The 24,406-nt window shown below is 57.4% G+C and carries 20 protein-coding genes and 4 tRNA genes; 6 read left to right on the forward strand and 18 right to left on the reverse strand.

The window, feature by feature from the left end; genetic code table 11:
- From tuf to LAP85_19165, 16 genes are all read right to left on the reverse strand, one after another.
- Positions 1-139 (reverse strand): elongation factor Tu (tuf, locus tag LAP85_19090; GenBank protein ID MBZ5498511.1); only part of this gene is annotated, 139 nt, incomplete at its 3' end.
- A 64-nt stretch (positions 140-203) separates the two neighbouring features.
- A complete protein-coding gene (locus LAP85_19095; GenBank protein MBZ5498512.1) occupies positions 204-563 on the reverse strand; it encodes a hypothetical protein in 360 nt (119 codons plus the stop codon).
- A gap of 149 nt (positions 564-712) precedes the next feature.
- Positions 713-788 (reverse strand) — tRNA-Thr (locus LAP85_19100).
- An 8-nt stretch (positions 789-796) separates the two neighbouring features.
- Positions 797-872, reverse strand: a tRNA-Gly gene (locus LAP85_19105).
- A 103-nt stretch (positions 873-975) separates the two neighbouring features.
- A tRNA-Tyr gene (locus tag LAP85_19110) sits at positions 976-1,063 on the reverse strand.
- A gap of 214 nt (positions 1,064-1,277) precedes the next feature.
- Positions 1,278-1,353 (reverse strand) — tRNA-Thr (locus LAP85_19115).
- Positions 1,354-1,484: 131 nt separating this feature from the next.
- Entirely contained in the window at positions 1,485-2,039 is a 555-nt protein-coding gene (locus LAP85_19120) for a hypothetical protein (GenBank protein ID MBZ5498513.1), read from the reverse strand.
- Positions 2,036-4,174 carry a hypothetical protein gene (locus tag LAP85_19125; GenBank protein MBZ5498514.1) on the reverse strand — a complete coding sequence of 713 codons (2,139 nt, stop codon included), beginning with the start codon at positions 4,172-4,174 and terminating at the stop codon, positions 2,036-2,038. The genes LAP85_19120 and LAP85_19125 overlap by 4 nt, the downstream gene beginning before the upstream one ends.
- Positions 4,171-5,871, reverse strand: coding sequence for a glycosyltransferase family 39 protein (locus LAP85_19130; GenBank protein MBZ5498515.1), 1,701 nt, complete (start codon positions 5,869-5,871; stop codon positions 4,171-4,173). Before LAP85_19130 ends, LAP85_19125 begins: the two co-directional genes overlap by 4 nt.
- Positions 5,871-6,590: a class I SAM-dependent methyltransferase gene (locus LAP85_19135; protein MBZ5498516.1), complete on the reverse strand. Its 720-nt coding sequence runs from the start codon at positions 6,588-6,590 to the stop codon at positions 5,871-5,873. Before LAP85_19135 ends, LAP85_19130 begins: the two co-directional genes overlap by 1 nt.
- Before the next feature lie 214 nt (positions 6,591-6,804).
- A complete protein-coding gene (locus LAP85_19140; protein ID MBZ5498517.1) occupies positions 6,805-7,860 on the reverse strand; it encodes a glycosyltransferase family 2 protein in 1,056 nt (351 codons plus the stop codon).
- Between the two features lie 151 nt (positions 7,861-8,011).
- The gene (locus LAP85_19145) at positions 8,012-8,812 is read right to left on the reverse strand and encodes a glycosyltransferase family 2 protein (GenBank protein MBZ5498518.1); all 801 of its coding nucleotides are present in this window, start codon (positions 8,810-8,812) and stop codon (positions 8,012-8,014) included.
- On the reverse strand, positions 8,809-9,807 hold the full coding sequence (locus tag LAP85_19150) for an SDR family NAD(P)-dependent oxidoreductase (protein MBZ5498519.1): 999 nt from the start codon (positions 9,805-9,807) through the stop codon (positions 8,809-8,811). The genes LAP85_19145 and LAP85_19150 overlap by 4 nt, the downstream gene beginning before the upstream one ends.
- Before the next feature lie 98 nt (positions 9,808-9,905).
- On the reverse strand, positions 9,906-10,940 hold the full coding sequence (locus LAP85_19155) for a class I SAM-dependent methyltransferase (GenBank protein MBZ5498520.1): 1,035 nt from the start codon (positions 10,938-10,940) through the stop codon (positions 9,906-9,908).
- A gap of 8 nt (positions 10,941-10,948) precedes the next feature.
- Positions 10,949-11,671 carry a glycosyltransferase family 2 protein gene (locus LAP85_19160; GenBank protein MBZ5498521.1) on the reverse strand — a complete coding sequence of 241 codons (723 nt, stop codon included), beginning with the start codon at positions 11,669-11,671 and terminating at the stop codon, positions 10,949-10,951.
- A 158-nt stretch (positions 11,672-11,829) separates the two neighbouring features.
- A complete protein-coding gene (locus LAP85_19165) occupies positions 11,830-12,885 on the reverse strand; it encodes a peptidylprolyl isomerase (protein MBZ5498522.1) in 1,056 nt (351 codons plus the stop codon).
- Positions 12,886-13,388: 503 nt separating this feature from the next.
- Between LAP85_19165 and LAP85_19170 the strand changes: the two genes are divergently transcribed.
- On the forward strand, positions 13,389-15,740 hold the full coding sequence (locus tag LAP85_19170; GenBank protein MBZ5498523.1) for a hypothetical protein: 2,352 nt from the start codon (positions 13,389-13,391) through the stop codon (positions 15,738-15,740).
- A 56-nt stretch (positions 15,741-15,796) separates the two neighbouring features.
- Here the strand turns inward: LAP85_19170 and LAP85_19175 are convergent, their stop codons facing one another.
- Both LAP85_19175 and LAP85_19180 read right to left on the reverse strand, forming a co-directional pair.
- Complete coding sequence (locus LAP85_19175) at positions 15,797-16,969, reverse strand: hypothetical protein (protein MBZ5498524.1); 1,173 nt, start codon at positions 16,967-16,969, stop codon at positions 15,797-15,799.
- Between the two features lie 332 nt (positions 16,970-17,301).
- Positions 17,302-18,858 (reverse strand): hypothetical protein, encoded by a 1,557-nt coding sequence (locus LAP85_19180; GenBank protein MBZ5498525.1) that lies wholly within the window; start codon positions 18,856-18,858, stop codon positions 17,302-17,304.
- A 332-nt stretch (positions 18,859-19,190) separates the two neighbouring features.
- On the opposite strand from LAP85_19180, the gene LAP85_19185 reads away from it, so the two are divergent.
- From LAP85_19185 to LAP85_19205, 5 genes are all read left to right on the forward strand, one after another.
- The gene (locus LAP85_19185) at positions 19,191-19,787 is read left to right on the forward strand and encodes a sigma-70 family RNA polymerase sigma factor (protein ID MBZ5498526.1); all 597 of its coding nucleotides are present in this window, start codon (positions 19,191-19,193) and stop codon (positions 19,785-19,787) included.
- A complete protein-coding gene (locus tag LAP85_19190) occupies positions 19,784-20,320 on the forward strand; it encodes an anti-sigma factor (protein ID MBZ5498527.1) in 537 nt (178 codons plus the stop codon). The genes LAP85_19185 and LAP85_19190 overlap by 4 nt, the downstream gene beginning before the upstream one ends.
- 14 nt (positions 20,321-20,334) lie before the next feature.
- Positions 20,335-20,856: a tetratricopeptide repeat protein gene (locus LAP85_19195; GenBank protein ID MBZ5498528.1), complete on the forward strand. Its 522-nt coding sequence runs from the start codon at positions 20,335-20,337 to the stop codon at positions 20,854-20,856.
- Positions 20,857-21,166: 310 nt separating this feature from the next.
- Complete coding sequence (locus LAP85_19200) at positions 21,167-22,501, forward strand: hypothetical protein (GenBank protein ID MBZ5498529.1); 1,335 nt, start codon at positions 21,167-21,169, stop codon at positions 22,499-22,501.
- Positions 22,502-22,618: 117 nt separating this feature from the next.
- Positions 22,619-24,391: a glycosyltransferase family 39 protein gene (locus LAP85_19205; GenBank protein MBZ5498530.1), complete on the forward strand. Its 1,773-nt coding sequence runs from the start codon at positions 22,619-22,621 to the stop codon at positions 24,389-24,391.
- Positions 24,392-24,406 lie beyond the last annotated feature (15 nt).

A 24,406-nucleotide genomic window follows, 5' to 3' on the forward strand; every position in this document is an offset into this window, starting at 1 on the left:
TCCGAATCGCCACCTTCGGATCCAGCTTGTGCAATACCTGCGTGATCGCCGACGTCAACGTCGTCTTGCCGTGGTCAATGTGCCCGATCGTCCCGATGTTGACGTGCGGCTTGCTGCGATCGAATTTCTCCTTCGCCATATGTCTCTCCTAGCTTTGCTACAGCCTCGACCTGATGATTGCCTCGATATCGATGACGGCCAACTTAAAGAATTTTGGATTTTGGAATTTGGATTTTGGATTGTGGGTCCTGGAAGAAAAGATCACGAAGTCCATTCTGCACCTGGACTCTGCATTGATCCCTCACTTCCATTTGTCCTTTCAAATCAGAAATCCAAAATCTAAAATCCAAAATCCTTATGGATTCCCCACTTCTCATTTGTCCTTTCAAATCCAAAATCGCAAATCCAAAATCTAAAATTCCTAGAGTTGTGGAGCCCACGATCAGAATTGAACTGATGACCTCGTCCTTACCAAGGACGCGCTCTGCCAACTTAAAGAATTTTGGATTTTGGAATTTGGATTTTGGATTGTGGGTCCTGGAAGAAAAGATCACGAAGTCCATTCTGCACCTGGACTCTGCATTGATCCCTCACTTCCATTTGTCCTTTCAAATCTAAAATCCAAAATCTAAAATCCAAAATCCTTATTGATCTCCCACTTCTCATTTGTCCTTTCAAATCCAAAATCGCAAATCCAAAATTCCTAGAGTTGTGGAGCCCACGATCAGAATTGAACTGATGACCTCGTCCTTACCAAGGACGCGCTCTGCCAACTGAGCTACGTGGGCTGAAACTCTGGAGCGGGAGACGGGACTCGAACCCGCGACCAATAGCTTGGAAGGCTATGACTCTGCCAACTGAGTTACTCCCGCTCGCCAAAGGATTTTGGATTGTGGCTTGTGGATTTTGGATTGGTTCTTCTCAAGCGTACAAATCCAAAATCGCAAATCCAAAATCTAAAATTCCTAGAGTCGCTGGTGGAGAGGGAAGGATTCGAACCTTCGTAGTCCCGAAGGACGCTGGGTTTACAGCCCAGTGCCATTAACCGCTCGACCACCTCTCCCAAAAACCTGCAGATGCGGGATTCCTGGGCCTGCCCTCGACCTCAGGAGTGGATCTAAGAACCGCGGAAGCCGAACACCCTTCACGTCTCCGGCCGCTGAACATCGTGCCCAAACAGTCGGACTCTAACAACCTCGCCCCGCCGCGCCTGGGTTCGCAAATCCTATTCCCGCTGCCGCCGCTATAGCAGAAATGCCGTTCCCGCTCTCCTCAAATGGAGCTGGCGAGAGGATTTGAACCCCCGACCCGCTGATTACAAATCAGCTGCTCTACCAACTGAGCTACGCCAGCGCTGACAAAGCTATTAGTCTAACATTGTCGCGATAGGTCTGCAACCTTAAAAAAGGACACACTACTCCACGGCAAGCCGAACCAAGTCAACCATATAATACCTTTTTGCCAACCGCTGTCACGGGCTAAATTCAACGATCGAGCCGGACCTCGGCCAGCGCCAGCCAGTCGGCAACCAGATCGCCCTGCGGACCGCCCGAAATCCGTATCTCCAAATACGCATCTCCCGCTCCGCTCAGATCGAGCGCGATTTCGAGCGGGATCCAGTCACGGTCCTCAGCCTTCCTGCCGGCATCAAAGTAGCGCCCGTAGACCTGTTTGAGGGCACCGGCGCCTCCTACGAGCACGTCCATCTGCAACCCATCCCCGATATTGAAGACCGGCGTCGCCAGCAACTTCAAGGTGTGGGTCCCTGACAGTCCCGCAAGGCTGGCACGAATCTCAAGCGGCGCGACCAGAGTCATCGCATCTTCCCGCCTGCCGTTGCGGGTAACCACCGCATGCCGATTGAAGGAACCACTGCTCCCCTCTGCGGCCGAAATGTGCCGGCCGATGGTGAATCGATCAGCCAGATCGATCGCGCCCGCGGCAGGCCGATGCGGTTGCGGCGGCGGAGTGCATCCCGCCCCGGCTATTTCTCCGCAGAGGGCGCACAGTATGCTGAGATGGGCGAACGCTCGTTTCATTTCGTTTCCTTCGGCGTCAAAAGAGCTTGCGCGAACGCCCCCGTGATCCCGCTCGGCCCGCTCGCACCATAACGAAATGCAAGCGTCTCACCCGCGGCGACGCTCGCCGGCAGCAAAAGCCGCACAGGCTGCCACTCCCGATCCTCCTTTCGCGTTCCCGGACAGAGACCCTTTTCGATCCGCGACAGGATTTTGCCGCGCGCATCACAATGCAGAATCTCGAATTCAAAAACGGTGTCGCCCGCAGACGCGCCATCATGCAGCACGCCAATTTGAAGGTTCAAAAGCATGGAGTGGCGCAGTTCCCAGGGATATGTAATTCGAGTTCCGGGCTTGGCCAGAACGGCTGTTGTGCCTCCCCCGATAGGCACCAGGCCAGGCCAGGGCATCACCCCGGAGGCGCTTTCCAGGCGTGCCCATGGAAGCCTTTCCACCATGAAACTGACCTGACGGATCTCAAGGGTCTCCAGGCTCTGCGCTGAAAGCGAAAATGGGATCAATCCCCATGCGGTGGAGTAGAAGCCTGCCGGTGTACGCCAGTCCATAGTCCGGAAAGGCGTGCGCAGGTCAAAAGAGAGGCTGGCGTACGGGATGGTCATGGAGACCAGATCCGCAGGTGCATCGTAGGGCATGGCCAACTTCGGTTTGACGAGCAGGCTGCCTCCGCGCACGGAAGACTCCCGAGCCGGCAGCGGTTCTGCCCCGATCCGCGCGAAGTAGCAGCGGAATCCCCATTCGCCGGTGACATAGGAGTCGAGACCGGAAGACAGGCGGGAAAAAGCGGCGGCGGCGCGCGGATAAATGCGGGCAAACTCGAAATCCGCCTGAGCCAGGAACAGTCCCCACGCCAGCGACAGGACCAGGCTGCCACTCGCAACCATGGCCGAATTCAAGATCGGGCTCCGGTCCGAGCGATACTCCGACACCTCGCTGACCTCGAGCCACCGGAAGAAAAAGATCAAAAGGGGTGGAACCAGCGGCAGGATATAGCGCGCCGAGCCCCCCGTAAAGAGAATCAGGCAATATGCCGCGACGCCGAAATACCAGAGCGCGATGAATTGCGCCTCCACGCGCGTGAACCCGAACACCTCGTCTGTTCCCCTCACGAAGGCCTTCCTGAGCAGGGCCAGCATGCGCACCGTAATGAACAGACCGGTGACCAGCCCGACGACGAAAATGGCTTTGTCCACTATGCGATAACCGGGAACTTCCGCCTGGGCCGCGTAAATGGAGACCAGCAGCGCCAAGCCGAAAACGCGTCCCTTCATTCCCCGCGCAAAGATATAGAGCAGGAAGAACGGAAATACGATCAGCCAGCCCTGGTATTGGAGCAGCGCCAGCGCTTTGGTGCCGAGCAGACCTGGAGCGGCGGCCTGGTTCGACTGGACGTACGCGAACGTGTCCCGTAGCACAAGCCGGCCATAATGGGCGGAAGTCACTCCGAGCCACGCGCACATGCCGGCCAGGGGCAGGAGCAGCGAGAACCAGCCGGCAGCCCGCCCGCGTTTGCGGATGTGGTAGAAGCCGAGCAGGGGCACCAGCGCGATGGCCTGATAACTCGCGAACATGGCGGCAAACTGGAACAGGGCGCTTGCCACATACAGACCCTTCCGACTCAATTCAGTGGCCCACAGGAAACAGGCGCTGGCGGCCAGCCAGAAGGCCAGCGTCGGCAGGTCCGCCATCAGCGTGTGCTCCATGATCAGGACCAGCGGGCAGACCGACATGACCAGTGATGGCCAGATCGGTCTCTCCACGAAAACGGCGGCAATGAAGTACATGGACACGGCCGCGAGCAAGGGGAACAGCAGCGCCACCGTATGAAATATCCATTCCCTGCCTTCTCCCTCGCCGGCAAAACGCTGCACAACCGCCAGGAAATACGCCTGCAGCGGCGGGTGGGAATGGGACGCCATGTCGGGCACATGGAAGCCGCCAAAATCGTAAGGCACATCATACGGGTGCAACGGATGGGCTCGGGCGCCGCGCGCCATGTCCATATAAAAGCTGTCGTCCATGTGAAAGGGCTGAGACAGGAAAGGAACGGCACAGCCGATCACGACGAGGACGAGCAATGCCAGGTCGCGATGCACCTGGAAACGCTGCCAGGCCGGGTAACGAGTCGACGCTTTCATAAAAGCCTCAACGCGGAGCACGCAGGGCGCGTAGAGGAGCATGGAATGGAGCTCTGACGGTAGGAAGAAACGATGTCCTTCTCCGCATCGACTCTTCGGGGTCCATCCTCCTCAGTGGAGCTGCGGTGAATGGAGTAGAGGCGCGCGCAACTGCCGTCGGGGAGAATATAGAGTTCCACGAGCCGGAAGGTGCGCGGGTCATCCACAATGATCTCGCTCAGCGCCCGGCTGAATCCCGTCGTCCATGACATTCCCTGATCGCCGTCGGTCATGACCACATATTGAAAGCCGTCGAATGCCTGAACCCCATCGGGCTGGGTCCTCAGGTGCCGGACATGCACGGGCCACCCTCGCAACCGTGCCGTAAGAGTGAAATTCATCGCATTAAACCGGGGCAGATCTGGAATCAGAGCAAGGTCCGGAGGGGCATTTCTGGTTCGGGCATCCTCGGCTACTTTGCCGAGAATCGCCTCCAGCTTCCAGTCTTCGCGGCGTGGCGCTCCCAGAACATGGAAATAGTGCTGAAGGTAAAGATTCCAGTCCCAACGCAGGCTGCCGCTGTAGCCGTGCGCCAGCACGATCTCCTGCGGGAGCCAGCGCACCCCGAAGTTGGCTGCATACGCCTGAAAGCCCAGGACCAGGGCCAGCCCGGCCTTGAGCACGTATACCTGCCGGGTGTTGCTCCAGGATTGCAGCCAGGCACCGGCCACGATGAACATGGGTCCGAGCAGCGGCATGGTGAAGCGGGGATCCTTGGTGCGCAAGAGGGTCATCGCGAGCCAGCCTCCGCACACTGCCGCGATGAGAAACTTACCGTCGCGCAGCAGGCGCCGCCTCCATGTGAAGACGACGGCAAGGATCAGAAGCAGGAACAGGATGCCGAAAAGCTGGTAGCCTTCCAGCAGCCGAAGGTAATAGATGAGCGATTGGAAGGAAAACACTCTCGGTTCGCCTTCCAGCGCGCCGACCTGCGCGTTCTCCATGAAGTAGCGCGTCAGGTTCGGCAGATTCGGGAGGTACCACACACCCGCTCCCAGACCTGCAACCAGAAGAGCGTCGGCGAGGTGAAGCATGCGCGCCCGGTCGCGCCAGATCCGGAACCGGATGCCCACATAGAGCAGGGGAAGAAAGAGAAATGCGGCGAAAAACCACTTTGTGAGCATCCCGAGAGCGCAAGTCAACCCGAAAAGGAAACTGCGAGAATGGGACTCGAACCCTTCCGTCTTCCGGAGCGCGACGAGGCCGGCCGCCACCCAGGCAGCAAGCCAGTAATCGAGCACCGTCTCGCGGGACATCCACAGCAGATACGGCGTCAGCGCTGTGAGCAGGCACGCCCACCTCGCCGCTCGCGCACCGGCTAGATCCCAGCCCAGCATGTAGACCGCCCAAAAAAGCAGCATCGTGGCCGGGATGTTGGCCAGAACCGCGATATGCGGGCTAGGATGAAAGATAAGGAAGCAAAGCGCGATCGTCATATGGACGAAGGGCGGATAGTTTCCGGAACGTGACGCCCACGACATCGCTTGCGCCGGCTCCCGGGACTGCGGCACGTAGTTGAGGGCATAGCTCTGATGCAGCGCCATGTCCCAAACAGGAGGGCGAGTGTCGCGCTGCAACCAAAGGATGTTCACGGCCCAGAGGGCGGCCGTGAACGCGAGCACGGTGACCAGGCACTGAGTCTGCCGTCCCATCGGCATCAATTCCCTTCTTTGATCGCGCGTACCCGAAAGCCGAGCGAAAACTCTCTGTTCTGATCCAGCGGGTCCAGAAAATACAGGAGCAGGGGCAGCAGCAGGCCGAAGAAGGGGGCCAGAGGAACGAACAGAATCCACCGCCAGCCTTGTTGAAAAAAGCCCAACAAACTGACACAACGCCGGGCACATACCCAGAAAAAACCACCCATTGGGCAGAGTAGGTCTACCCGAAGCGGCAAGTTTTCCAGGAGCAGGCGGACGCCGTGACGCGTGAATCGAAGGTAATCATGCGGCGCCTGGTGCTCCTCCCAGAGAAAAGGCACGACGAGAAAGAGCGAGCCGCCGGCCTTGAGGACACGGGCGAACTCGCTCAGCACTCGTCTGGGATCACGCGTATGCTCAAGGACCACCATGCAGAGAACGCAGTCCACGGAGCCCGATCCGAGGGGCAGATGTTCCAGATCCGCCTGAACATCGAGGTGAGAGTAGTCCCAATCCGGATCCCCGGTTCCCGAATCCAAGGCCACATAGCGCCCGCGCGTGAAATATCGTCTATGACGCGCTTCGCCCGCGCCTGCATCAAGCACCACCTGCCCGTCCGCGATCCGGGCTGCAGCGACCTTCGCTTCCGATTCGACGATCTCCTGAATCGGATCCAGCCGCGCGACCAGAAAATGCGGCAGCAACTTTTCTGCAAGCGACTTCAGTCGCGGATTTATCAAGCTACTCTCCTCAAAGTCCCGCTGCACGGAGTGGAGAAAACACTCCCCAACCCATGCTTCGAAAATAGCTCCTGGCGCCTTCGAGTCTTTGAGTTTTGGCGGTTAGCCGCCTGCTTGACCGCCAAGACGCCAGGGCTCCAAGACTCTGTGTTCGCTTCCTCTTCATGCGTCGCCGGGTGGGCCCCCAGCTCTTTTGGGACTGTACCTGAATTTTTCAATCCCGCAGCGCCAAGTCCCTGGCAGAGATCCGATACCTGTGCAGCAACGCGTAGAATTGCCGGTATGTGATCCTCCTGCTGCGGAAAACCATCCTCCGCTTCCTCAGGATTTCGCCCAGGCCTTGCAGGCCGGAAAGATAGGCCCGCACCAAGGCAACAAACAGGCTGCCGGCGCTGTACTCCCTAGTCACGCCGCCCGCCAGACCGCGACTTCTCAGAATGCTGGAAAGATGCCAGAAAAAGCGCCACAAAGTAAACAGCGGAGAGATCAGCAGCAACGGCATCGGGAAAAGCTTCACGGCCACCCAGAGCCGGTTGCGTTCGACGAGAAATGCTTTTTGGGGGGAATACTTGCCGAGACTCCTCGAGTGGCGGTGGTACACCTTGGCCTCCGGGGCGTATCTGCAAATCCAGCCGCGCCAGCGCGCCCGCAAACCGAGGTCAGCGTCGTCCCCATAGGCGAAGAACTGCTCGTCGAACATTCCGATATCTTCGAGCATGCTGCGCCGGTACAGGGCCGCGCAGCCGTCCGGGAAGAAGACATCATCGCTTCGATCATGTTGTCCGCGATCGACATCCCCGGCACCCCGACCCCGATTGAGGCCGTCAGGGTAAAGCAGGTGACCGACCTTGTCGATGATCTGGCGCTGTTCGTAAAAGAGTATCTTTGAGGCCGCCATGCCCACCTCGGGATTCTCCATGCACGCGGCCAGATTGGCCAGCCAGTTGCTATCGGCGACCGCATCGTTGTTCAGCAAGGCAACGAATTCTCCCTGCGAGGCGCGGATTCCCGCATTAACGCCCCCCGCGAATCCCAGGTTTGAAGCCAGCTCGATCAGCCTCCACTTCTCGCCGCACCTTGCCTGCAGCCACGGGCGCGAACCGTCGGTCGAGCCGTTGTCGATCACAAGGAGTTCGGTAGCGAGATACGACTGGCCTTCGATGGAGTCGAGGCACTCTCCGAGATAAGCCAGGCCATTCCAGTTGACGACGATGACGGAGACCAGCCCCTTTTCGATTTTGGATTTTGGATTGGGGGTTTCAGGCTGCAAAAAGTCCTTCCCTTTGCCGGTTCATCCATCAAATGACAGGGAACTAGAAACCAATCCTATTCACAGGGGGATACGGGGCGATCGACAATCTTGAAGATCGCGTACATTCCTGGTCGCCACTCTCCCAACCCAGAATCAGCAATCCAAAATCTCACGATTTGTTTCCGAAGATCGCCTCGTGGTAGTGACGGCTGACCACTTCGGGCAGGGTTCGGTTGAAGATCGCCGGGCGGTACAGGCCCAGGCGCTGGAGCGAAAAGCTGAGCATCACCCCCAGGGTCTTGATCCCATATTTCGTGCTCACACGAAAATTGACGCTTGATGCCTCCGGGAAATAACGCGCCTGAACGGCAATTTCACGGATCTGGAATCCGTAGTTCAAGGCCTGGGCGATCATCTGCGAATCAAAGACGAAGTCGTCGGAATTGAGCAGGAAGGGGACCTTGGTGAGAAGTCTGCGGCTGTATGCCCGGAAGCCGCTGTGGCAATCGGTGAGGCGGGTCCGATAGACGATGTTTTCGAGAATCGTGAGAGCCCTGTTGGCAACGAACTTCCAGAACGGCATGCCTCCGGCAAGCGCCTGTCCGTTCAAGATCCTCGATCCCATGACCATGTCGGCCTCATTTTCCAGGATGGGACGAACCAGTTCCGGAACCAGCTTGGAGTCGTACTGGTGATCCGGGTGCAGCATCACCACAACGTCGGCGCCTTCTTTCAGGGCTTCCAGGTAACAAGTCTTCTGGTTGCCCCCGTAGCCGCGGTTCTGGACGTGGATTACGACTGAGAGCCCGAGCGCGCGCGCAATCTCCACGGTTTGATCGTGGCTCACATCGTCCACAAGAATAATCTGATGGACCTTGTCCTTGGGAATGTCGGCGTAGGTACGCTCCAGGGTTCGGGCGGCGTTATAAGCCGGCAAAACCACAATAATTTTGGATTCTGTCGTCGTCATATATGATAGAGCTCGCGCTTATATTGAGCCGGGCGCGCCTGAAACCATCGGATGGTCTTCTCGAGGCCATCTGCCAGCGATACCTCAGGACGCCAGGAGAGGAGTTCGGCCGCCTTGCGGTTGGACGCATACAGCCGCTCAACCTCGCTCGTGCCCGGCCGTTGCCGCTTCGGTTCAAAAACAACCCGCAGGCGCTTGCCCAGAATGGATCCGATCAAGGCAACCAGCTCTATGACCGAAGTCTCCTGCGCAGAGCCAAGCTGGATGGTCTGGCCTTCGCACGCGGGAGCAGTCGCAGCCGCTGCGAATCCCCGGGCGGTGTCCTTTACATAAGTAAGGTCCCTGCGCGGGTCCGTGCGCCCGAGATGGATGGTCGAAGACTTCAGCGCCTGCACTATGATCGTGGGGATGACTGCCCGCGGCGATTGCCTGGGGCCGTAGGTGTTGAAGGGCCGAATGATGACCACAGGCAAGCCATAGGTGCGATGAAAGCTCTCGGCCAGTTTGTCGGAACCCGCTTTCGATGCGGCATAAGGCGACTGGGGATTCAGCGGATGGCCCTCATCCATGGGCACGAATTGTGCGGTCCCGTAGACTTCACTTGTCGAGACCTGCACCAGCCGCGAGATGCCGGCCTCGACACCGGCCTGCAGTACGTTCAGGGTGCCGACGACATTCGTCGCCACCACGTCTGCGGGATTGGCACAAGAGTAGGGGATACCGATCAAGGCTCCCAGATGGAACACCACAGTGCAGCCCCTGACGGCACCCCGGACCGCCTCGGCATCGCGCAGGTCGCCGGCGACAACCTCGATTTCCCGCAGTTGTCGCTTGGCCAGGCACTCGAGCATGCCCCAGTCGTTCCGCGAGTTGTAGTGCACGAAGGCGCGCACACCGGCGCCCTGGGCAAGCACAAGCTCGCAGAGATGGCTGCCGATAAAGCCGCCGGCCCCGGTGACCAGCACCTTTGCCTTCGACAGTTTGATTTTCTCCATTGCGACTCCTGCGAATTGAAAACTATAACCGCAGATAGCGCAGAGAAAAACGTAAAAATCTGTTGCCAAAGAAAAAGAAGCGGCGGAGGGAATTGCCCTCACAGCACACTCTCGTCGTTTTCTGCGCGCTCCGCGTTGATTTTTTGGCTGCGCGCGTGAACCCAGATCGTTCCTCCGTGCCCGCACAGGCTTTCGATCAGCGCGGGCGGCAGCGCCAGCAGCACGAGCCCGAAATAGCAGAGCTCGAGCGCCCCCTCAACAATCGAGCTCTTGTGCTTCCCGCGCCCCCTGCGCCCGATCGGATCCAGCCTCGTGGCGAGGCTTGATGCCAGGGAAGCCGGATTGTCCCGGAGCGAAAAACGCGAGACCAGCTGACAGGAAAATCCTGCCTGACCTAGAAGAATGGTGAGCGCCTCGGGCGTGAAATTGATCAGGTGGCGCGGTACATCGAGTCCGTACCAGCGCGCGCCGAGCAAGCGCGCCTGAAAGGACGATGCGTTCGGCACCTGCAGGATCAGGCTTCCGCCCGGTTTAAGCAGCCGGCCTGCGCAAGTGAGGGCATGCCGTGGATCATGGAGATGCTCCAGCACGTGGAACATGGTAATGAAGTCGAAACTGTTCCCATCCCAGGCATCTCCGCCGATGTCCCCCTGTCGCACCAGCAGATCGTATTGCTCACGCGCCGCGGCGACCGCGCGCGCCGACACATCCATCCCGTGGCAAAGAAATCCTCGACGGCGCGCAAGGTGGAGAAAGGTTCCGCTGCCGCATCCGATGTCGAGCAGCGACCGGCCGCGGGCTCCGGCCGCGCAGCGCTCCAAAAACCGCACGTGATCCATGGCCACGAACTCGCGATAGGCACGTTCCATGCGGCTGAGGGCCCCGGATAGCTTCGACCCCTGATCTTCCGACCACCAATATTCCTCGGGATAGAATGAAGCAAGGGCGGCAGGTTCAGGAAGAGGGTGCTGGAATATGCAACCGCAGGCCCGGCACTGGTGCAGGTGGAAACTCCCGGCGGCTATGCCGAACAACCGGTCGGGGACGAGAGCGTAGATCGCGGCGCCCGGTGTGGCGCAGATCGGGCATGCGGGATGAGCCTCAGGTCTGCTGGAAGGCCGCTCTGCGATCACGGGAGTTCTCACCCCTGCTTCGCCGTCCTGGCTTCGCGCAGGGCGGAAGGGGTGCGGCTGCGTGTGAAGCGTTTCCGGATCAGAAAAACGAGGTTGCGATAGCCGTCCCGCCAGGGCTGGAGCTTGATTTCCCCCATCCGGTTGGAATAATCGACGTAGATTTCCTTGAAACCGATCCTGCGCTTGCGGATCGCCTCAATCTTGATCTCCTCGCTGAAGGCCATGCCGTCACTCCGCAGATCCATTTCCCGCAAGCTCTCCCGCTCAAAAACCCACATCCCCGATTGTGAATCCCGAACCCAGCGGAAAAAAAGGATGGACAGGAGCATGCTCAGGAGTTTGTTCCCGACCCAATGCTTCAGGGACATGGCGCGCCTGTTTTTCAGCGGGAAGCGCGAGGCGGAGAGAAAACGGACCTCGGAGTGGAGGAAGACTTCGAGCAGATAGGATATTGCATCCACGGGGTAGGAGTGGTCGCCGTCGAGAGTGACGATGATATCCCCCTGGGCTTGCATCAGGCCGGTCTTGTAAGCCCGACCGTACCCCCGGATCTTCTCATGAATGACGCGGGCACCCAAGCGGCGCGCCATCTCCGCCGTACGGTCGGTCGAATCGTTGTCGACGACGATGACCTCGTCGACGAAAGAGGGCATGCGCGAGAGCACCTGCACGATCCCCTCTTCTTCATTGAGGCATGGAATGACAATTGTGATGCGGCGGTCCCTATACACGGTGCGAGATCATAACAAAAGACCACCCCCAGAGAAATGCAGAAAAATTCCCCCGCCCGGGAAGCGTCCATGACGCATAAACGATGCAGAGGGCTGACTGTGCTCGCAGCCGTATGTGAAGGCCCCACCCGGCAGACGACTCATGAGGTACTCGGCACTCATTTGACGGCATGGCGCTTGTTCCACTCCTCGTCCGACATTATCGTGTCAATCTTGGCTTTCGTCTTGAGATCGGCGAGGTGTTTTTTGGTGGCCTCCTGCCTGCCTTGGCGTGCGAGGAAGTCCTTGATTTTCGGCTTGGCCGCTTCCAGAGGGATTTTTCCCGCCGGTTTGAGTTCGATCACGTTGATCAGTTGGTAGCCGATATCAGTCTCTAAGATCGGCGTGAGGGTCCCCGGCCTGGTCGCAAACGCCGCATCCTCGAGGGGCTTGAGCATAGCCCCGCGTTTGAAAAAACCGAGATCGCCGCCTTTCGGACCAGTCGTCTTGTCATCGGATTCCTTGATGGCAGCTTCGGCAAATGTGATCTTGTGGTTCTCTATGTCTGCCCGGATAGCCTCGAGTTTCTTCCGGATCTCAGCCTTCTGCTCGGGGGTGGCGTTTTTATCCACTTTCAAAAACAGGTTCGCGGCGCGCATCTGCTCCGGCTCCTGGAAGGATTGGGAATTTTCATCGTAAAACTTCTGGATCGCGGCATCCGTGGGAGCGGGAATATCTTGAGCCACAAGGTCGAGCACCTGCTGACATAAAATATTGGTTTCAATCGAGTTGCGCAGATCCGCCTCTTTGAGACCCTGCGTCTGCAGCGCCTGTTGAAACTGGGTTTCGTTCTGGAACTGTCCCTTCATCGACCGCAAGGTCTCTTCGACTTTGGCTTTGTCGGCGACGAGGTTTTTCTCTTTGGCTTCATTCTTCAACAAGATGGTCCCGATCAAGGTGTCGAGGGCGTCCCTGTAAAATAGAGTGTTCTTCTGCTGCAGCTGCTGTTCGGTGGCCTGCTGCTTGTTTGCCAGCTGGATCATGAGTTGATTGATAGTATCCAGAACCTGCTTTTCGGTAATGGACTCGCCGAGTACTTTGACGACGACCGGATCGGCAATGGCGCCTTGTGTTGCAGGAGCACCTTTGGCATCCTGACGGCCTTTTTCCACCGACCCTGTCAATGGTGGAAACGCCAGGAACAAGACGATCAGGACCGTCAATTGTTGGATCATCGAAATAAGTTCTCCTTGGAAGACTTTGTATCTTGCAACCGATTCCTGAAACGCGTCCGCGCAGCGTCTGGCTCGATCGAATCATGCCGAACGGCAGCGGGCAGGCTCACGGAAAATCAGCCCTAATTGTCCATAGACCCGGCGTGTCAGTCAAGGAGTTGAGCTTTGGGGGCGCCTGCGACCTATGATAAGATCCGTTCGGCCTTTACTCGCTCAGCCGGCGCCAGGGATGAATGCCGCCAGGAGACTTAGCGGCGGATCGCATTATTTTCCTAAGGTTCCCGGAGATAACGAGTTCCGCATGGGCGCTATCGTTATATTTATGGAACCGATGCGTCTATGACATCGAGCGGATCGACCAACGTGCTGATTTCCGTCGGTCGGTGGTGGGCTTCCGTCCACTCCCCCCTGGAGGAATAGTTCATCATCCCGATTTAATTTAATTGAACATGACCGATTCCGGACGAGACCGTCGTGGATCCGGTCAGGAGGAGTAGAAAGCAATGATTCCCAAGAAACTCTTCAGGGTGGCAGCCGGCGTTTTGCTGTTGGGGCTCGGCGGGTCCCCGCTTTTCGGGCAGGCGATCTTGACGATCGCATCGATTCCGCGGACCGCTGCAGATATCGGCGTTACGGAGTTGAGCGGACAGATGGTCATTGGCGTGGTTTCGGGGACGACGGTTTCGCAGCAGCTTCTGATCCAATATTCGACGCACATCACCAACAATGCGGCAAGGGAGATTTCGATAACTGGGACGGGAGGCCTTGCGGGCGCCTACGTTCCGGTCCTCGTGGCCGGGGGCGATGGTCTCATCCTCGATGTCCCCGGCGGCGGCGGACTCGGAGACGCGATCACCATTCGAGGCGTGAGACTGGCCATAGCAGGTCAGAATCTCACCCACGTCATCGCCACCGTATCTTCGCTGTCGAGTTCCGGCAACGGATTTACTGCAGGTCATAACACAGCCACAGTCATAAGCGACATACAGTCGCCTTTCTCCGTCGATTATGGCGAGTCTAAACCGCTTTCGTTCACCAATGGCAAAGTGACCAATGGCACCACAGCCTTCGATATCGCCCCGAATTACACCGGAGCCTTTACAGACGCCGTAGGAGTTTTTGGCCAGACAGTCTCAACCAGGATCCGGATCATCCCGTTCCCTTCCATCCCCGCCGGCGTCAAATGCGTTTTCCCTGGCAGGGTGACTGCCGAATCGGGCGCGGTACTGACCACGACTTCCGGTGATGACGAGACGATTCCCCGAGACGATGGCACGACTTCCGTCACCTACATCTTCACCTCGGCCCCAGTCTTCACGGACGCCCCGGATTCATTTCAGGTATCGGTCACAATGACGGAGATTCCTACCAGCGGAACAGGGACGATATCATTTCAGGCGGCTCTTTTTCCCATAGGGATCGCCACGCCGAACGAGAACTTTCCGTCGACGGACATTCCACGCTATTGGGAGAACGAGTTACCGAATGCGTCTGACTTGCCGGGCCTGTCGGGCACCACGATGCTGGCATTTCCCTTTCGCGCTCTGGTCGATGCTACCTACACCGGCATCGCCCTCACAAATCCGCTGGATCTCGCCGTTAAGGTGACGCTGACGCCTTTCGATGCTGCAGGTTCCGCCATCGCACAGCCCGTACTCCTTACCATTCCACCGAAGGGGCAAATGGCAAAGCTGGCCACCGATCCCGGTCTTTTTGGACCCGGATTCAACATGCTTTCATTTGGCACCATTCTGGCGGTGGCAAAAGCTCCGGTTATGCCGGGATTCTATCTTCTGGGCGATGACCAGGGGTCGAGGCTGGATGGGGCCACCGCGTATGCAGGCACTCTGCAGAAATGGGTATGGCCCGTCGTCTTCCGTCAGGCCTCAGCTCCTTTTACAGTTTTTGAGCTGTTCAATCCGAATACCACCTCTGCCGACGCAGCAATGACATTGTACGATGCCAGCGGCGCCCCCATCTCGACGGCTTCGTTAAGCATTGCATCCAATGGGACGATGAATCGGAGGCTTCAGGAACTTTTCCCTGGAGTGGTTCTGGACTCGTTCGCAGGCGGCTACATAGCCGGGCAATCCGGGCTCCCTCTGGTCATACGTGAGACCTTCGGCAACTCCCTCGATTCCAACGTGCTGCCGGGACAACAACCACTGCAGCTGAGCACCTTCTATCTGCCCCACTTCGCATCGGGCGGTGGATATACATCAGAGCTGACTTTGGTGAATACCGATGTGAACGTGGTGGCGAATCTCACCGTGACGTTGTTTGACAACAACGGAGCCACACTCGGAAACCCGGCCAAGATTTCGATTCAGCCGGGCGCGCAGGCGATCCAAACGATCGCAAGCCTGTTCCCTTCCCTGGGTGCAACGTTGGCGACCGGATCTATCCGTGTGGACGTAGCACCATTCCTGGTGGGGTGGTTCAGTGAGACGCCGGCCGTCGTAGGATCAGTACGATTCAGCGCCGCGAATGGCTCCGGGTCGGCGGCACTCCCGCTGTCTATTCCTCCGGCCTCCGATTTCGTCTTCTCGCACGTGGCCGAGAATGCAGGTTATTATACCGGTGTGGCAATCCTGAACACCAATCCGTCCGCAGCTGCTTCAATCTCCCTGGAGGTTTTCAATAACTCAGGGATTCGCATCGGGACTTACTCGACAACGCTGAATCCCGGCCAGAAGATGGCCAAGCTGATTCACGAATTGGTACCCGCATCGGCGGGCCAGTCAGGAGGTTACATCCACATACTGTCCAGCGTGCCCGTCACGAGTTTTTCTCTTTTTGGAAGCCTCGACGGACTATCACTGAGCGCGATCCCAGCGCAAAACATAGGCAACTGAGGAATTTGGGATCAATGACGAGCGGCAAATGACGGGGAGTCGCCATTTGTCGCTCGTCATTTTTTGATCGGCAGGCCGGCTTTGCTCATCCACTCCTCGATTTCCTTCAGCCGAATATCGATCGGCTTTGGTTCCTCGTAGTTGAAAATGACGCCGATGGTGAGGCCGCCCTTGCCTTCTACCGGTTTGGCAAAGCCCAGAGAGAGCGGTTCCCGGTAGTTTTTATCTGATGTATTCAGGAGCGCGCTCACCTTGAGCCGGCATTCTCCTCCGGGTGGCAGAGTCTGCGGAAGGGGTTTTACGGCGAAATTGACGCTCTCAGGTGCTGTGATGATCACTTCCGATTTGGAATTGTTCCTAACAATTATCTCTTTTTCGCGCTCGCCGCTCAGAAATTTCAAAACCGCGGGAGTGGAGGATACTGGGGCATAAACGAACCCATGGATGTTGAACTGATATGAAACCCCGACATCCTGCCGGCTGATGACGGTCGTAAACTCCTCATTAATCTCTCCTGCGTAGTTTTCGGTCAGGAGCTCCATCTTTATGTTCCGCCCTTTCCCGGACGGCAATTTCCTGTCCGGGAGGTTACGAACAAATAGAGCCTCCGGAGAGTTTTTTACGGCAATCCCGAGCGCCTCCTCGCCCGTCAGTTGGTACCCCAGGGAGAGACTGACGACATCTCCTTGACGAACGGTCCCGAACTCAAGGGTGCTGGTTTCGAACTGAAGCGCATCCCTGATTGCCTGCTCGCGTTTTTCAACTTCTCCCGGACTTAATGACGGAGTTTTCGCCTGCCCAGGCGAGTTGGGGAACATGGGCATTGCCGAAACCTTCTCCACCAACACGAACCAGTTCCCGTTGCGAAAAACCCACTTCTCTGTCACCGGCCAGGAGACGTTTGCAGGCAACATGGGGAATTTTTTCTTTACCTCGACAGTCACGGATACTTCCGCGGGTTTTCCCGTCAGGGTGAGACCAGTAATCCGGGGCTCGGAAAAATCCGAAGCCTGGCGGTCCTGGAAGTTTTCGCGGGCAGAGGGCTCTACGTACGCCAGCGCCAGGCGCTTTTGCCCTCGCGCCAGCAAAGACCAATACGAGTTCGCCCTTGAGAGAAGCAGATCGAGTGACGGCTTTGCGGCACTCCTGGGTGGGGAGGCGCCGGCGCCTTGGGGGGAGGGCTTTGGCGCACCCTGGCCGCCTGCAAAAACGCCTGAAGGCGCCTGCACGAGGAAAACTCCCAGCAAGAATCGAATTGTGAGCGACCGCAGTCCACCAAGAGGCGTTGGACTGCTGGATAATTGCAGCATCCGGGTCCTACTCTTTCTGAGGCAATCTATCGTTCGTTTTCTTGCAAGACGGCCGATGGCCCTTCGCAAAGAGAATACTACACGAGGAGGCCTCTTTGTAGTATCAGATACACCGACCTTATGACCTTCGTGTCTCGGACGCGGTTGACAACTTGCCGACCGTATTTATTCATCGAGGGAATCGAAGAGGACGGATAAAAAAAGGGGTTGCCCTCGGGCAACCCCTTTTTATCATTGGCAAACCAGGGAAACTAGTTACCTGTTATTTCGGGCAGGAAAGCGCGATTCGAAAGCACCTGCATCAGCGCGCTCTGACCGAATGTGACGAAATTGCTCAGCACAAAGATCCCATGACCGTTCGAGAAGTTTGTGACAGCAATAACGTAGCCATTGAACGGGCCCGGGGTACCGGTTGCTGTCAATAGCTGCGACAACAGCACCACATACGTGCTGCCGGAGATCACGTTCCCGGAGGAATCCAAGCCTGATCCTGGAGAAGTGCCGACCGTCGTATATGGATTGGGGTGCGTTGCAGTCCCCTGTGGGAAGAAGTAGAAGGTAATGGTGCCACTCTGAGGAGTTGCAGCAGTGGTCGTTCCCATTACCGCAGCCCCAGGATCCTGTGTGGTGTTCGAGATCGCGATGCCGGTGTCGAAGCCCGATCCGAACGTGGCATACGGCATCAGCAGGGCAGTCAGGCGACCTGCGATAATCACAAATGGGGCAGGCCCAAGGTCAGTGGCCAGGAAACGGGGGACCCGGTTCGTAATAATCGAACCGTCATTGTTGAAGGCATTCCCCGTCGGCGCCAACGATACCTTGTAATTAAGGACCACAGACGCTAACGGCAAGGTCTCCTGAGTCGGATCGGATGCAATCGCCACCGAGATCGGCAAGAGCTCGAGCACCGAGTCTCCGATGTCGGAGGCGCAATAGTAAAACACCGAAAAGGAATTGCTGCTGCTGCTGAGGGTCGTTGTCGACGTCACCAATGATCCAGTGCTATCCCCTCTCTGGAACTGGCTGCCTACAGCTGCGCCGCTGGCGGCATTCGTGGTTGCCAGCAAATTCGGGAATGTGTAAGTCACCCCCTTCGGCGGCGCATCCACGGTGATCCGGACGCCTACGCCGGTAGTGGCTCCCTGGCCATTGATGGTTCTGTCGGTCCACGCCTGCAGGAACCCTTCCTTGATTGTAATCACCGCGGTAGCAACATCAACGGCGCCTGTTACCGCGTTGATCTTTCCAGGTACGGCCACGGTTATCGGCGGACTGCCACCGTCGGGCACGGCAATCGCGCTAATGCCCGCCGCGATCGAGCTGATCACCAAAGCGGAGGTTTCGCCGGCGACGATAGCATTTCCGGTGGTCGTGAGGGTGACGCTCAGGCTGGTCAGTGAGGTACCGGCAATAGCCACGCGGATGCCGCTGACGATAATCACGTTGCCTGCGGCAACGCCACCCGGAACCGTAATCACCAACAGACCTAAAGCGTTGTTTGAAGCAGTGCTGACAGTCACTCCCGCTCCAATATACCCGGCCGAACTCTTAGTTAGCAGAGTCTGGCCTGCGGTCTGCAGGTCGGGAGAAGTGATCGGCACGCCATAATTGATCGTGATCGTGCCAGCGGCAGAGGTGCCCGATACCTGAGTAAAGGTGACGTCTCCCGTTCTCTCAGCCTGACCGGTGTTGATGACTGTCGTCACCGGGATGCTGCCCACGCTGAACGTCGCCGTATTCTGGGCAAAAGCGGCCGCCGATATAACAACAAAAATCACGGCTGCTATTAAAAGCGTTTTAGTTTTCATCTAGGCTATGCTCCTTATTGAGTGTTGTAAGTACTTACTCACCACTAGTGGTCGTGCTGCAAGAATATCAACTACTGCTATGGGTAATTACTGGTGCCGCTGGATTCGCCTCTCGCTGTCAGCGGGATGCGCCTCCTGACTCAGGCACCGGGCCGCTGATGCGTGCCCGGGTAAGCTTTTTCTGATTCCCGCGAACGGGACAGATTTTTAGCTGTTGATGCACGCCGTACGATGCGTACAGTCATACAGATGCGCGACCCCTTCAAAGGTGGCTAAAAAGTTTCTGCTTTGCGACTTTACCAGGGGTCGAACATCTGTATAATTGCCGGTCGATGAAGAACGACTCGGAGATCAGGAAGCTTGTGCGGGACGCACAGGCGGGAAATCGTGACGCATTCGAAGCGATTTACAGCTGCTTTGTATCCCGCATCTACAACTTCTTGTATAGGTTGCTGGGTTCGCGCGAGGAAGCCGAAGACCTGACCCAGCAGACTTTCCTGATCGCTCTTAAGCGACTTGTAACCTTGAGAGATCCGGGTCAGCTTGAGTCGTGGATTTACAGGATTGCGCGTAACGAAGTCTATCAGAAGTTCCGGCGCAAAAAGGTCGATTCTCTGGCCGCTGAAGACCCTGACGGCAGCAATTCCATCGAGCCCAAGGAGAACCGGCTGCACGCAAATCCTGAGAAAGTTCTTCTGAATGTGGAGTTGGGACAGAGGCTTCAGGCAGTGCTCGACGGCTTGCCACTGAAGCTTCGAGAGGTGTTCATCCTGGCTGTGGTCCAGGAGATGAGTTACAAGGATATAAGCGCTGTGGTCGGCCGTTCGTTGTTATCGGTAAAGACGGATATTTACCGGGCACGTCTAACCGCCAGGGAAGAACTTGGAGGATACCTCAATTTGAATCCTGGCACCAAGGCAAACGGATGATGAGCCACATTTCCCGGAAACAGATCTCAGCCTGGCTGGACAGGCAGCTGGATAGCAGCTCAGCTCAGCATTTGGAACAACATGTTGAATGCTGTCGCAGCTGTCGTGCCCTCCGAGACGAGATGTCCGCGATGAACCGGCTGTTCCGCGAAATGGAGTTTTTCGAGCCGCCTGCGTACCTCTGGTCCAGAATTTCCGTGGGTCTTGATCGGGAAGAACCGGCCTCCAGGGACTGGTTTTCAAATCGCGTGTTCACCCTCGGCAAGCCGGGCTGGCTCCGCTTGGAGGTTTGGGCCCTGGCAGCGACCCTAGTAATTGGATTAAGCGTGGCGTTCTTTCACTGGTCCGCCGTCCGCGCCGAAGCACAGCAACTGGCCGAAATTGATCGTACCTATCACGCACTTTTGCCGCAAAATGCGGAATCATACAATCCTTTCGCTACGTCACCTTGGAACAATACCAAGATCAATCCATTCAGGCACGACGGGCCGGACACCGGATCCAGCCCTTCCCGAACGCTCGAGAAAAGGTGAGAGGAGCGGAGATCATGAATAAGACTAAGTTCGGGAAAATAAGCCACTTACACCGGGGCTGTCTGGTCTTTGTCGTCACTTTTTGCTTAGCGATAACCTCGCTGGCCGCCCCCCCTGCCCAAACCGGCGCACAATCGGGGCAGCAAGGCAATACTGCGGCCGGAGAAGTAAGCCAGCGACAAGTCGATCAGATGCTCTTAAGCGCCGGGGCAAAGCATGAGATTGTCAAGGGTTTGATCGAGCAAGGGCGCTTCGATCGTGTTTTGCCCGAAATGAGGATGATCTTCGCGCTCAATCTGCCCGATAAGGAAGAAGACAAGATTGCGCAATCGGCATCCATCATCGCCGACATGCTCGTCACGGCAAAACAGTTCGCGCTCGCGCATAATGTCTTGGACGAGGCCTTCGCTCGAATGAACAGAAACGTCGACAAGGCCTCCGTGCTTTACATCAAGGCGCATGTCTATGCATCCGAAGGCAAGGTCGATAAGGCGCTGGAGACATATAGCCGGGCTCAGGCGCTTGACAAGTTGTAAATCCCCCCTAAGTGATAGAAATCACAGAAATATGCTTTTTCGGTTGCTGTGCGTTTCAGTTTGTGTACAATAGGGCAGCTATGCCGGGATCGCGTTGAACCTGGGATCCGGTGGTGTAGCCGCAGCGAATTTCGAGTTCAAGCTGGAGCTTAACCAAGGCTCAATCATGCGAAGTGGAATAGCTGTTTTGCTCGCCGCGATGTCGTTGGTCCTCGGCGGCTGTTTCCAAGAGGATCCTGCAGCTCCAGGTTCCGCTCGACAACTGTCTCGGGTGAGCCCGAGAGCCCTCCACGGCCCATCATCGTCAGGAATGCCGGATCAGCTCCCCGAGGTCGACCACGCTGCTCGCGCATCCTGGCGATCTGCCTTTCCGGCCATGGTTTACATGTCCAGCCCCCAGGATCTGGATCTTCCCACAGTGATCGCTCCCGATGCAGAACCGCACCTCATCGTCGCCGGGCAGTCGGGCAATGCACGTGGGACTTTCAGTAACAGGGTGGGAATCAATCGATCCTTCCAGCCAAGAAACCAGCTGGCGACACAGAATTTTGCCGACCTTGTGCTCAATTCCTCTTTCAAATCTCTGTTCACCAGCGTCTTTAATCGCCGCGATGGAGCCTTGACTCGCGACACCCAGGCAGCCAAAGAGGATCTTCCCAACCCCTTCATTGAAGCCAGGAAGAACAGCGAGATCGAGAAAGCGGAGCCCGCCGCTCCTGCGGCAGCCGCCACGGCACAGCAGTCGTCGGCCCCAAAAGAAACAAACCAATCTTCCTCCTCCCAGTCGAGGCAGGCACAGGATATTGTGGGGGGGATGTTGGGCTTCCATGAAGAACGATTCACGTTTCTGGGAGATTTCGACGGCAGCGGTATTCTGCAAAGCGCCTACGCCAAACGTGTCGGCGTAGCCGCATTTTCCTTTGGCGAGACTGAGCGCACGTTTGTCATTTTTGACAATCAAGCGGCAGTGGAAAACCAACGCTCTTTCGCCATGGAAGACCTGGACGGCAACGGGACCATGGATCTGGTCCAAACCAGCCGGGCCTCACTGTTCGGCGCCGTGTTTCACGGGGATGGCTCGGGCAATTTTCAATATAATCCGTATACGGGTTATTTTTTGACTGGATACGAACCCACAGTTACCGTGCCGGGGCCAATGGGAGAGGGGGGACGTGAGATTCTCTCAGTCAACCTCCGCACAGGGTCGTACACAGCCTTCCGCCCCCATGGCGCTTATTGGCCATACCGCCAAGGCAGTCTCAGTTTTGTACCCGACTGTGTCGCCCACCTTGTGGATCTGGGGAGTGGCATGGATTATCTTTGGGCCGCCCGACGCGGGAATGCGTCGTACGCATATCCATGGCCCGGGGGCGGCAGTTTGCCGGCGGCATCTGAGGTCTTGCCGGCAGACACAAGCATCTCGATCAGCGGAAATCCTCAACTCGATGAGGGAATGGGTGCCCTTCAAGTGTATCAAATCGGATCCTACGCCTCGGTCGTGCTTACAAACAGCCAGGGGCAGGCATTCAACGTTGCCAACCTGCGCGTTACGCCCCAGATCTTCCTGGTATTCGGCAACATCGAGAAACGAGGCACGCTCGATGTTGGTATAGCGTACTTGTTGTCAGCTACTCCCTCCAAGTAACCTGATTCATCCGATATCTCAAACCCGACCCACCGCCGCTCAGACAGGAGACCATCCGTTGGCAGATTCGGCCTGATATCTGAAACTCCCATTATGAAACACACCGGAGAATCCCCCATGAAGCGGCATTCGTCCCCGACCGGAAAATCCCAAAACCAGGCTGCTGCGGCACAAGCGAAGAAACATGGGAGGAAAAACTTGCGCGGGTCTGCTGTTGCCGGCGAGGGGCTGATCCCGTTCGTCCGTGACTGGCCGCCGCTGCGGTCATGCGTACTTCTGACAGTTGTCACACTCCTTTGCCTGGTTCCTTTCTCGGGCAGGGCCTTTCACATCGATGACCCGCTCTTCGTCTGGGCCGCGAAGCAGATAGTGAATCATCCATCGGATCCCTACGGTTTCAAGCTGGTCTGGTACAAAATGGCGGAACCGATGTCGGCAGTGACCAAGAATCCTCCTTTGGCCTCTTACTACGGCGCCGTCGTCGGTTATTTCGCCGGATGGTCCGAGCGGGCGTTCCATCTTGCATTTCTCCTGCCGGCACTCGGGATAATCCTCGGCACCTATCGCCTTGCCCGCCGGTTCTGCCGTACGCCTCTTTTGGCCGCTGCAGCGGCGCTCTTGACACCAGGTTTCCTGGTGTCCGCCGGCACGGTGATGTGCGACACAATGATGCTGGCCTTCTGGATTTTCGCGATTATTTTCTGGATCGATGGGCTGGAGCCGATAAAACCACTGTACCTGTCCGCAGCGGGTCTGATGATCGCTGCCGGCGCCCTGACGAAATATTTCGGCATGTCTCTGATCCCGCTCCTGCTGGTATATACGCTGGTCCGGCAACGCCGCTTGGGAAGCTGGGCATGGTTTTTTCTGATTCCGGTCGTCGTCCTTGCCGGGTACCAAATGTGGACGGGCGCGTATTATGGCAGGGGATTGCTCCTGGATGCGGCTCAGTATGCCAGTTCCTTTCAGGGCACTGAAAACGTCTCTACGCTGGCAAAGGGACTGGTCTGCCTCGGCTTCATCGGAGGTTGCATGCTGCCGGCACTGACCTTCGCTCCCGTCCTATGGTCGCGCGTTGTGATCCTCATCGGAGCCATGCTGAGTGGCTGCGCGGCACTGGTCATCGGGATGGACTGGGCGAATGCGGGAGCGCTGGTCGCACCGGACCACGGAGGACTGGTCGGCCTGCAACTGGCCTTGTTCCTCGCCGGGGGGGGCTGCGTTCTGGCGCTGGCAGCCGCCGACATCTGGAAATGGAGAGACGCGAATTCTCTGTTGCTGATCCTTTGGGTGCTCGGCACTCTGCTGTTCGCCGGCTTTTTTAACTGGACGGTCAACATCCGGTCCGTTCTGCCGCTGGTTCCGGCAGCAAGTATTATCCTTGTGCGACGCCTCGAGGCTGTCGGGGCCTCTCCCGGATACCTTTGCGCACGGCTGGGTGTGCCCCTGCTGGTCTCAGGCCTTCTTTCCCTCTGGGTCGCCTGGGCGGACGCCGACTTGGCGAATTCCGCGCGGAGAGCAGCCACCCTCATCCAGGAGAGAGCCCAAAGCAGGCCTGGCGCGGTCTGGTTCCAAGGCCACTGGGGATTTCAATATTACATGGAAGCGTTCGGAGCGCGGCCATTGGATACCAGCAAGAAAGAGCTTCGCCCCGGAGACCTCCTGGTGATACCGGAAAACAATAACAATACTTTTGCAATACCGGCAGAAGTCGTCGCCTCCCAGGAGACCATCGAAGTGGCGATGCACCAGGGGCTCGCAACCATGAATCGCAACCTGGGCGCGGGCTTTTACTTTTATCGCTGGGGCCCGATTCCCTTCGTTTTTGGTTCCGTTCCCCCGGAACGCTACCATCTTCTCCGATTAGCTCCCCTGCCAGGCAGAAAATAGCATCCCTGCTGCAAA

This window comes from Terriglobia bacterium, assembly GCA_020072565.1.
Taxonomy (GTDB): domain Bacteria; phylum Acidobacteriota; class UBA6911; order UBA6911; family UBA6911; genus JAFNAG01.

Excerpts from the sequence above, each read along its gene's own strand:
- LAP85_19170 (MBZ5498523.1), top strand. The coding sequence starts at position 13,389 with ATGATTCCCAAGAAACTCTTCAGGGTGGCAGCCGGCGTTTTGCTGTTG.
- LAP85_19180 (MBZ5498525.1), bottom strand. The coding sequence starts at position 18,858 with ATGAAAACTAAAACGCTTTTAATAGCAGCCGTGATTTTTGTTGTTATA.
- LAP85_19190 (MBZ5498527.1), top strand. The coding sequence starts at position 19,784 with ATGATGAGCCACATTTCCCGGAAACAGATCTCAGCCTGGCTGGACAGG.
- LAP85_19095 (MBZ5498512.1), bottom strand. The coding sequence starts at position 563 with ATGGACTTCGTGATCTTTTCTTCCAGGACCCACAATCCAAAATCCAAA.
- LAP85_19195 (MBZ5498528.1), top strand. The coding sequence starts at position 20,335 with ATGAATAAGACTAAGTTCGGGAAAATAAGCCACTTACACCGGGGCTGT.
- LAP85_19145 (MBZ5498518.1), bottom strand. The coding sequence starts at position 8,812 with ATGACGACGACAGAATCCAAAATTATTGTGGTTTTGCCGGCTTATAAC.
- LAP85_19165 (MBZ5498522.1), bottom strand. The coding sequence starts at position 12,885 with ATGATCCAACAATTGACGGTCCTGATCGTCTTGTTCCTGGCGTTTCCA.
- LAP85_19120 (MBZ5498513.1), bottom strand. The coding sequence starts at position 2,039 with ATGAAACGAGCGTTCGCCCATCTCAGCATACTGTGCGCCCTCTGCGGA.
- LAP85_19205 (MBZ5498530.1), top strand. The coding sequence starts at position 22,619 with ATGAAGCGGCATTCGTCCCCGACCGGAAAATCCCAAAACCAGGCTGCT.
- LAP85_19150 (MBZ5498519.1), bottom strand. The coding sequence starts at position 9,807 with ATGGAGAAAATCAAACTGTCGAAGGCAAAGGTGCTGGTCACCGGGGCC.
- LAP85_19185 (MBZ5498526.1), top strand. The coding sequence starts at position 19,191 with ATGAAGAACGACTCGGAGATCAGGAAGCTTGTGCGGGACGCACAGGCG.
- LAP85_19200 (MBZ5498529.1), top strand. The coding sequence starts at position 21,167 with ATGCCGGATCAGCTCCCCGAGGTCGACCACGCTGCTCGCGCATCCTGG.
- LAP85_19125 (MBZ5498514.1), bottom strand. The coding sequence starts at position 4,174 with ATGAAAGCGTCGACTCGTTACCCGGCCTGGCAGCGTTTCCAGGTGCAT.
- LAP85_19130 (MBZ5498515.1), bottom strand. The coding sequence starts at position 5,871 with ATGCCGATGGGACGGCAGACTCAGTGCCTGGTCACCGTGCTCGCGTTC.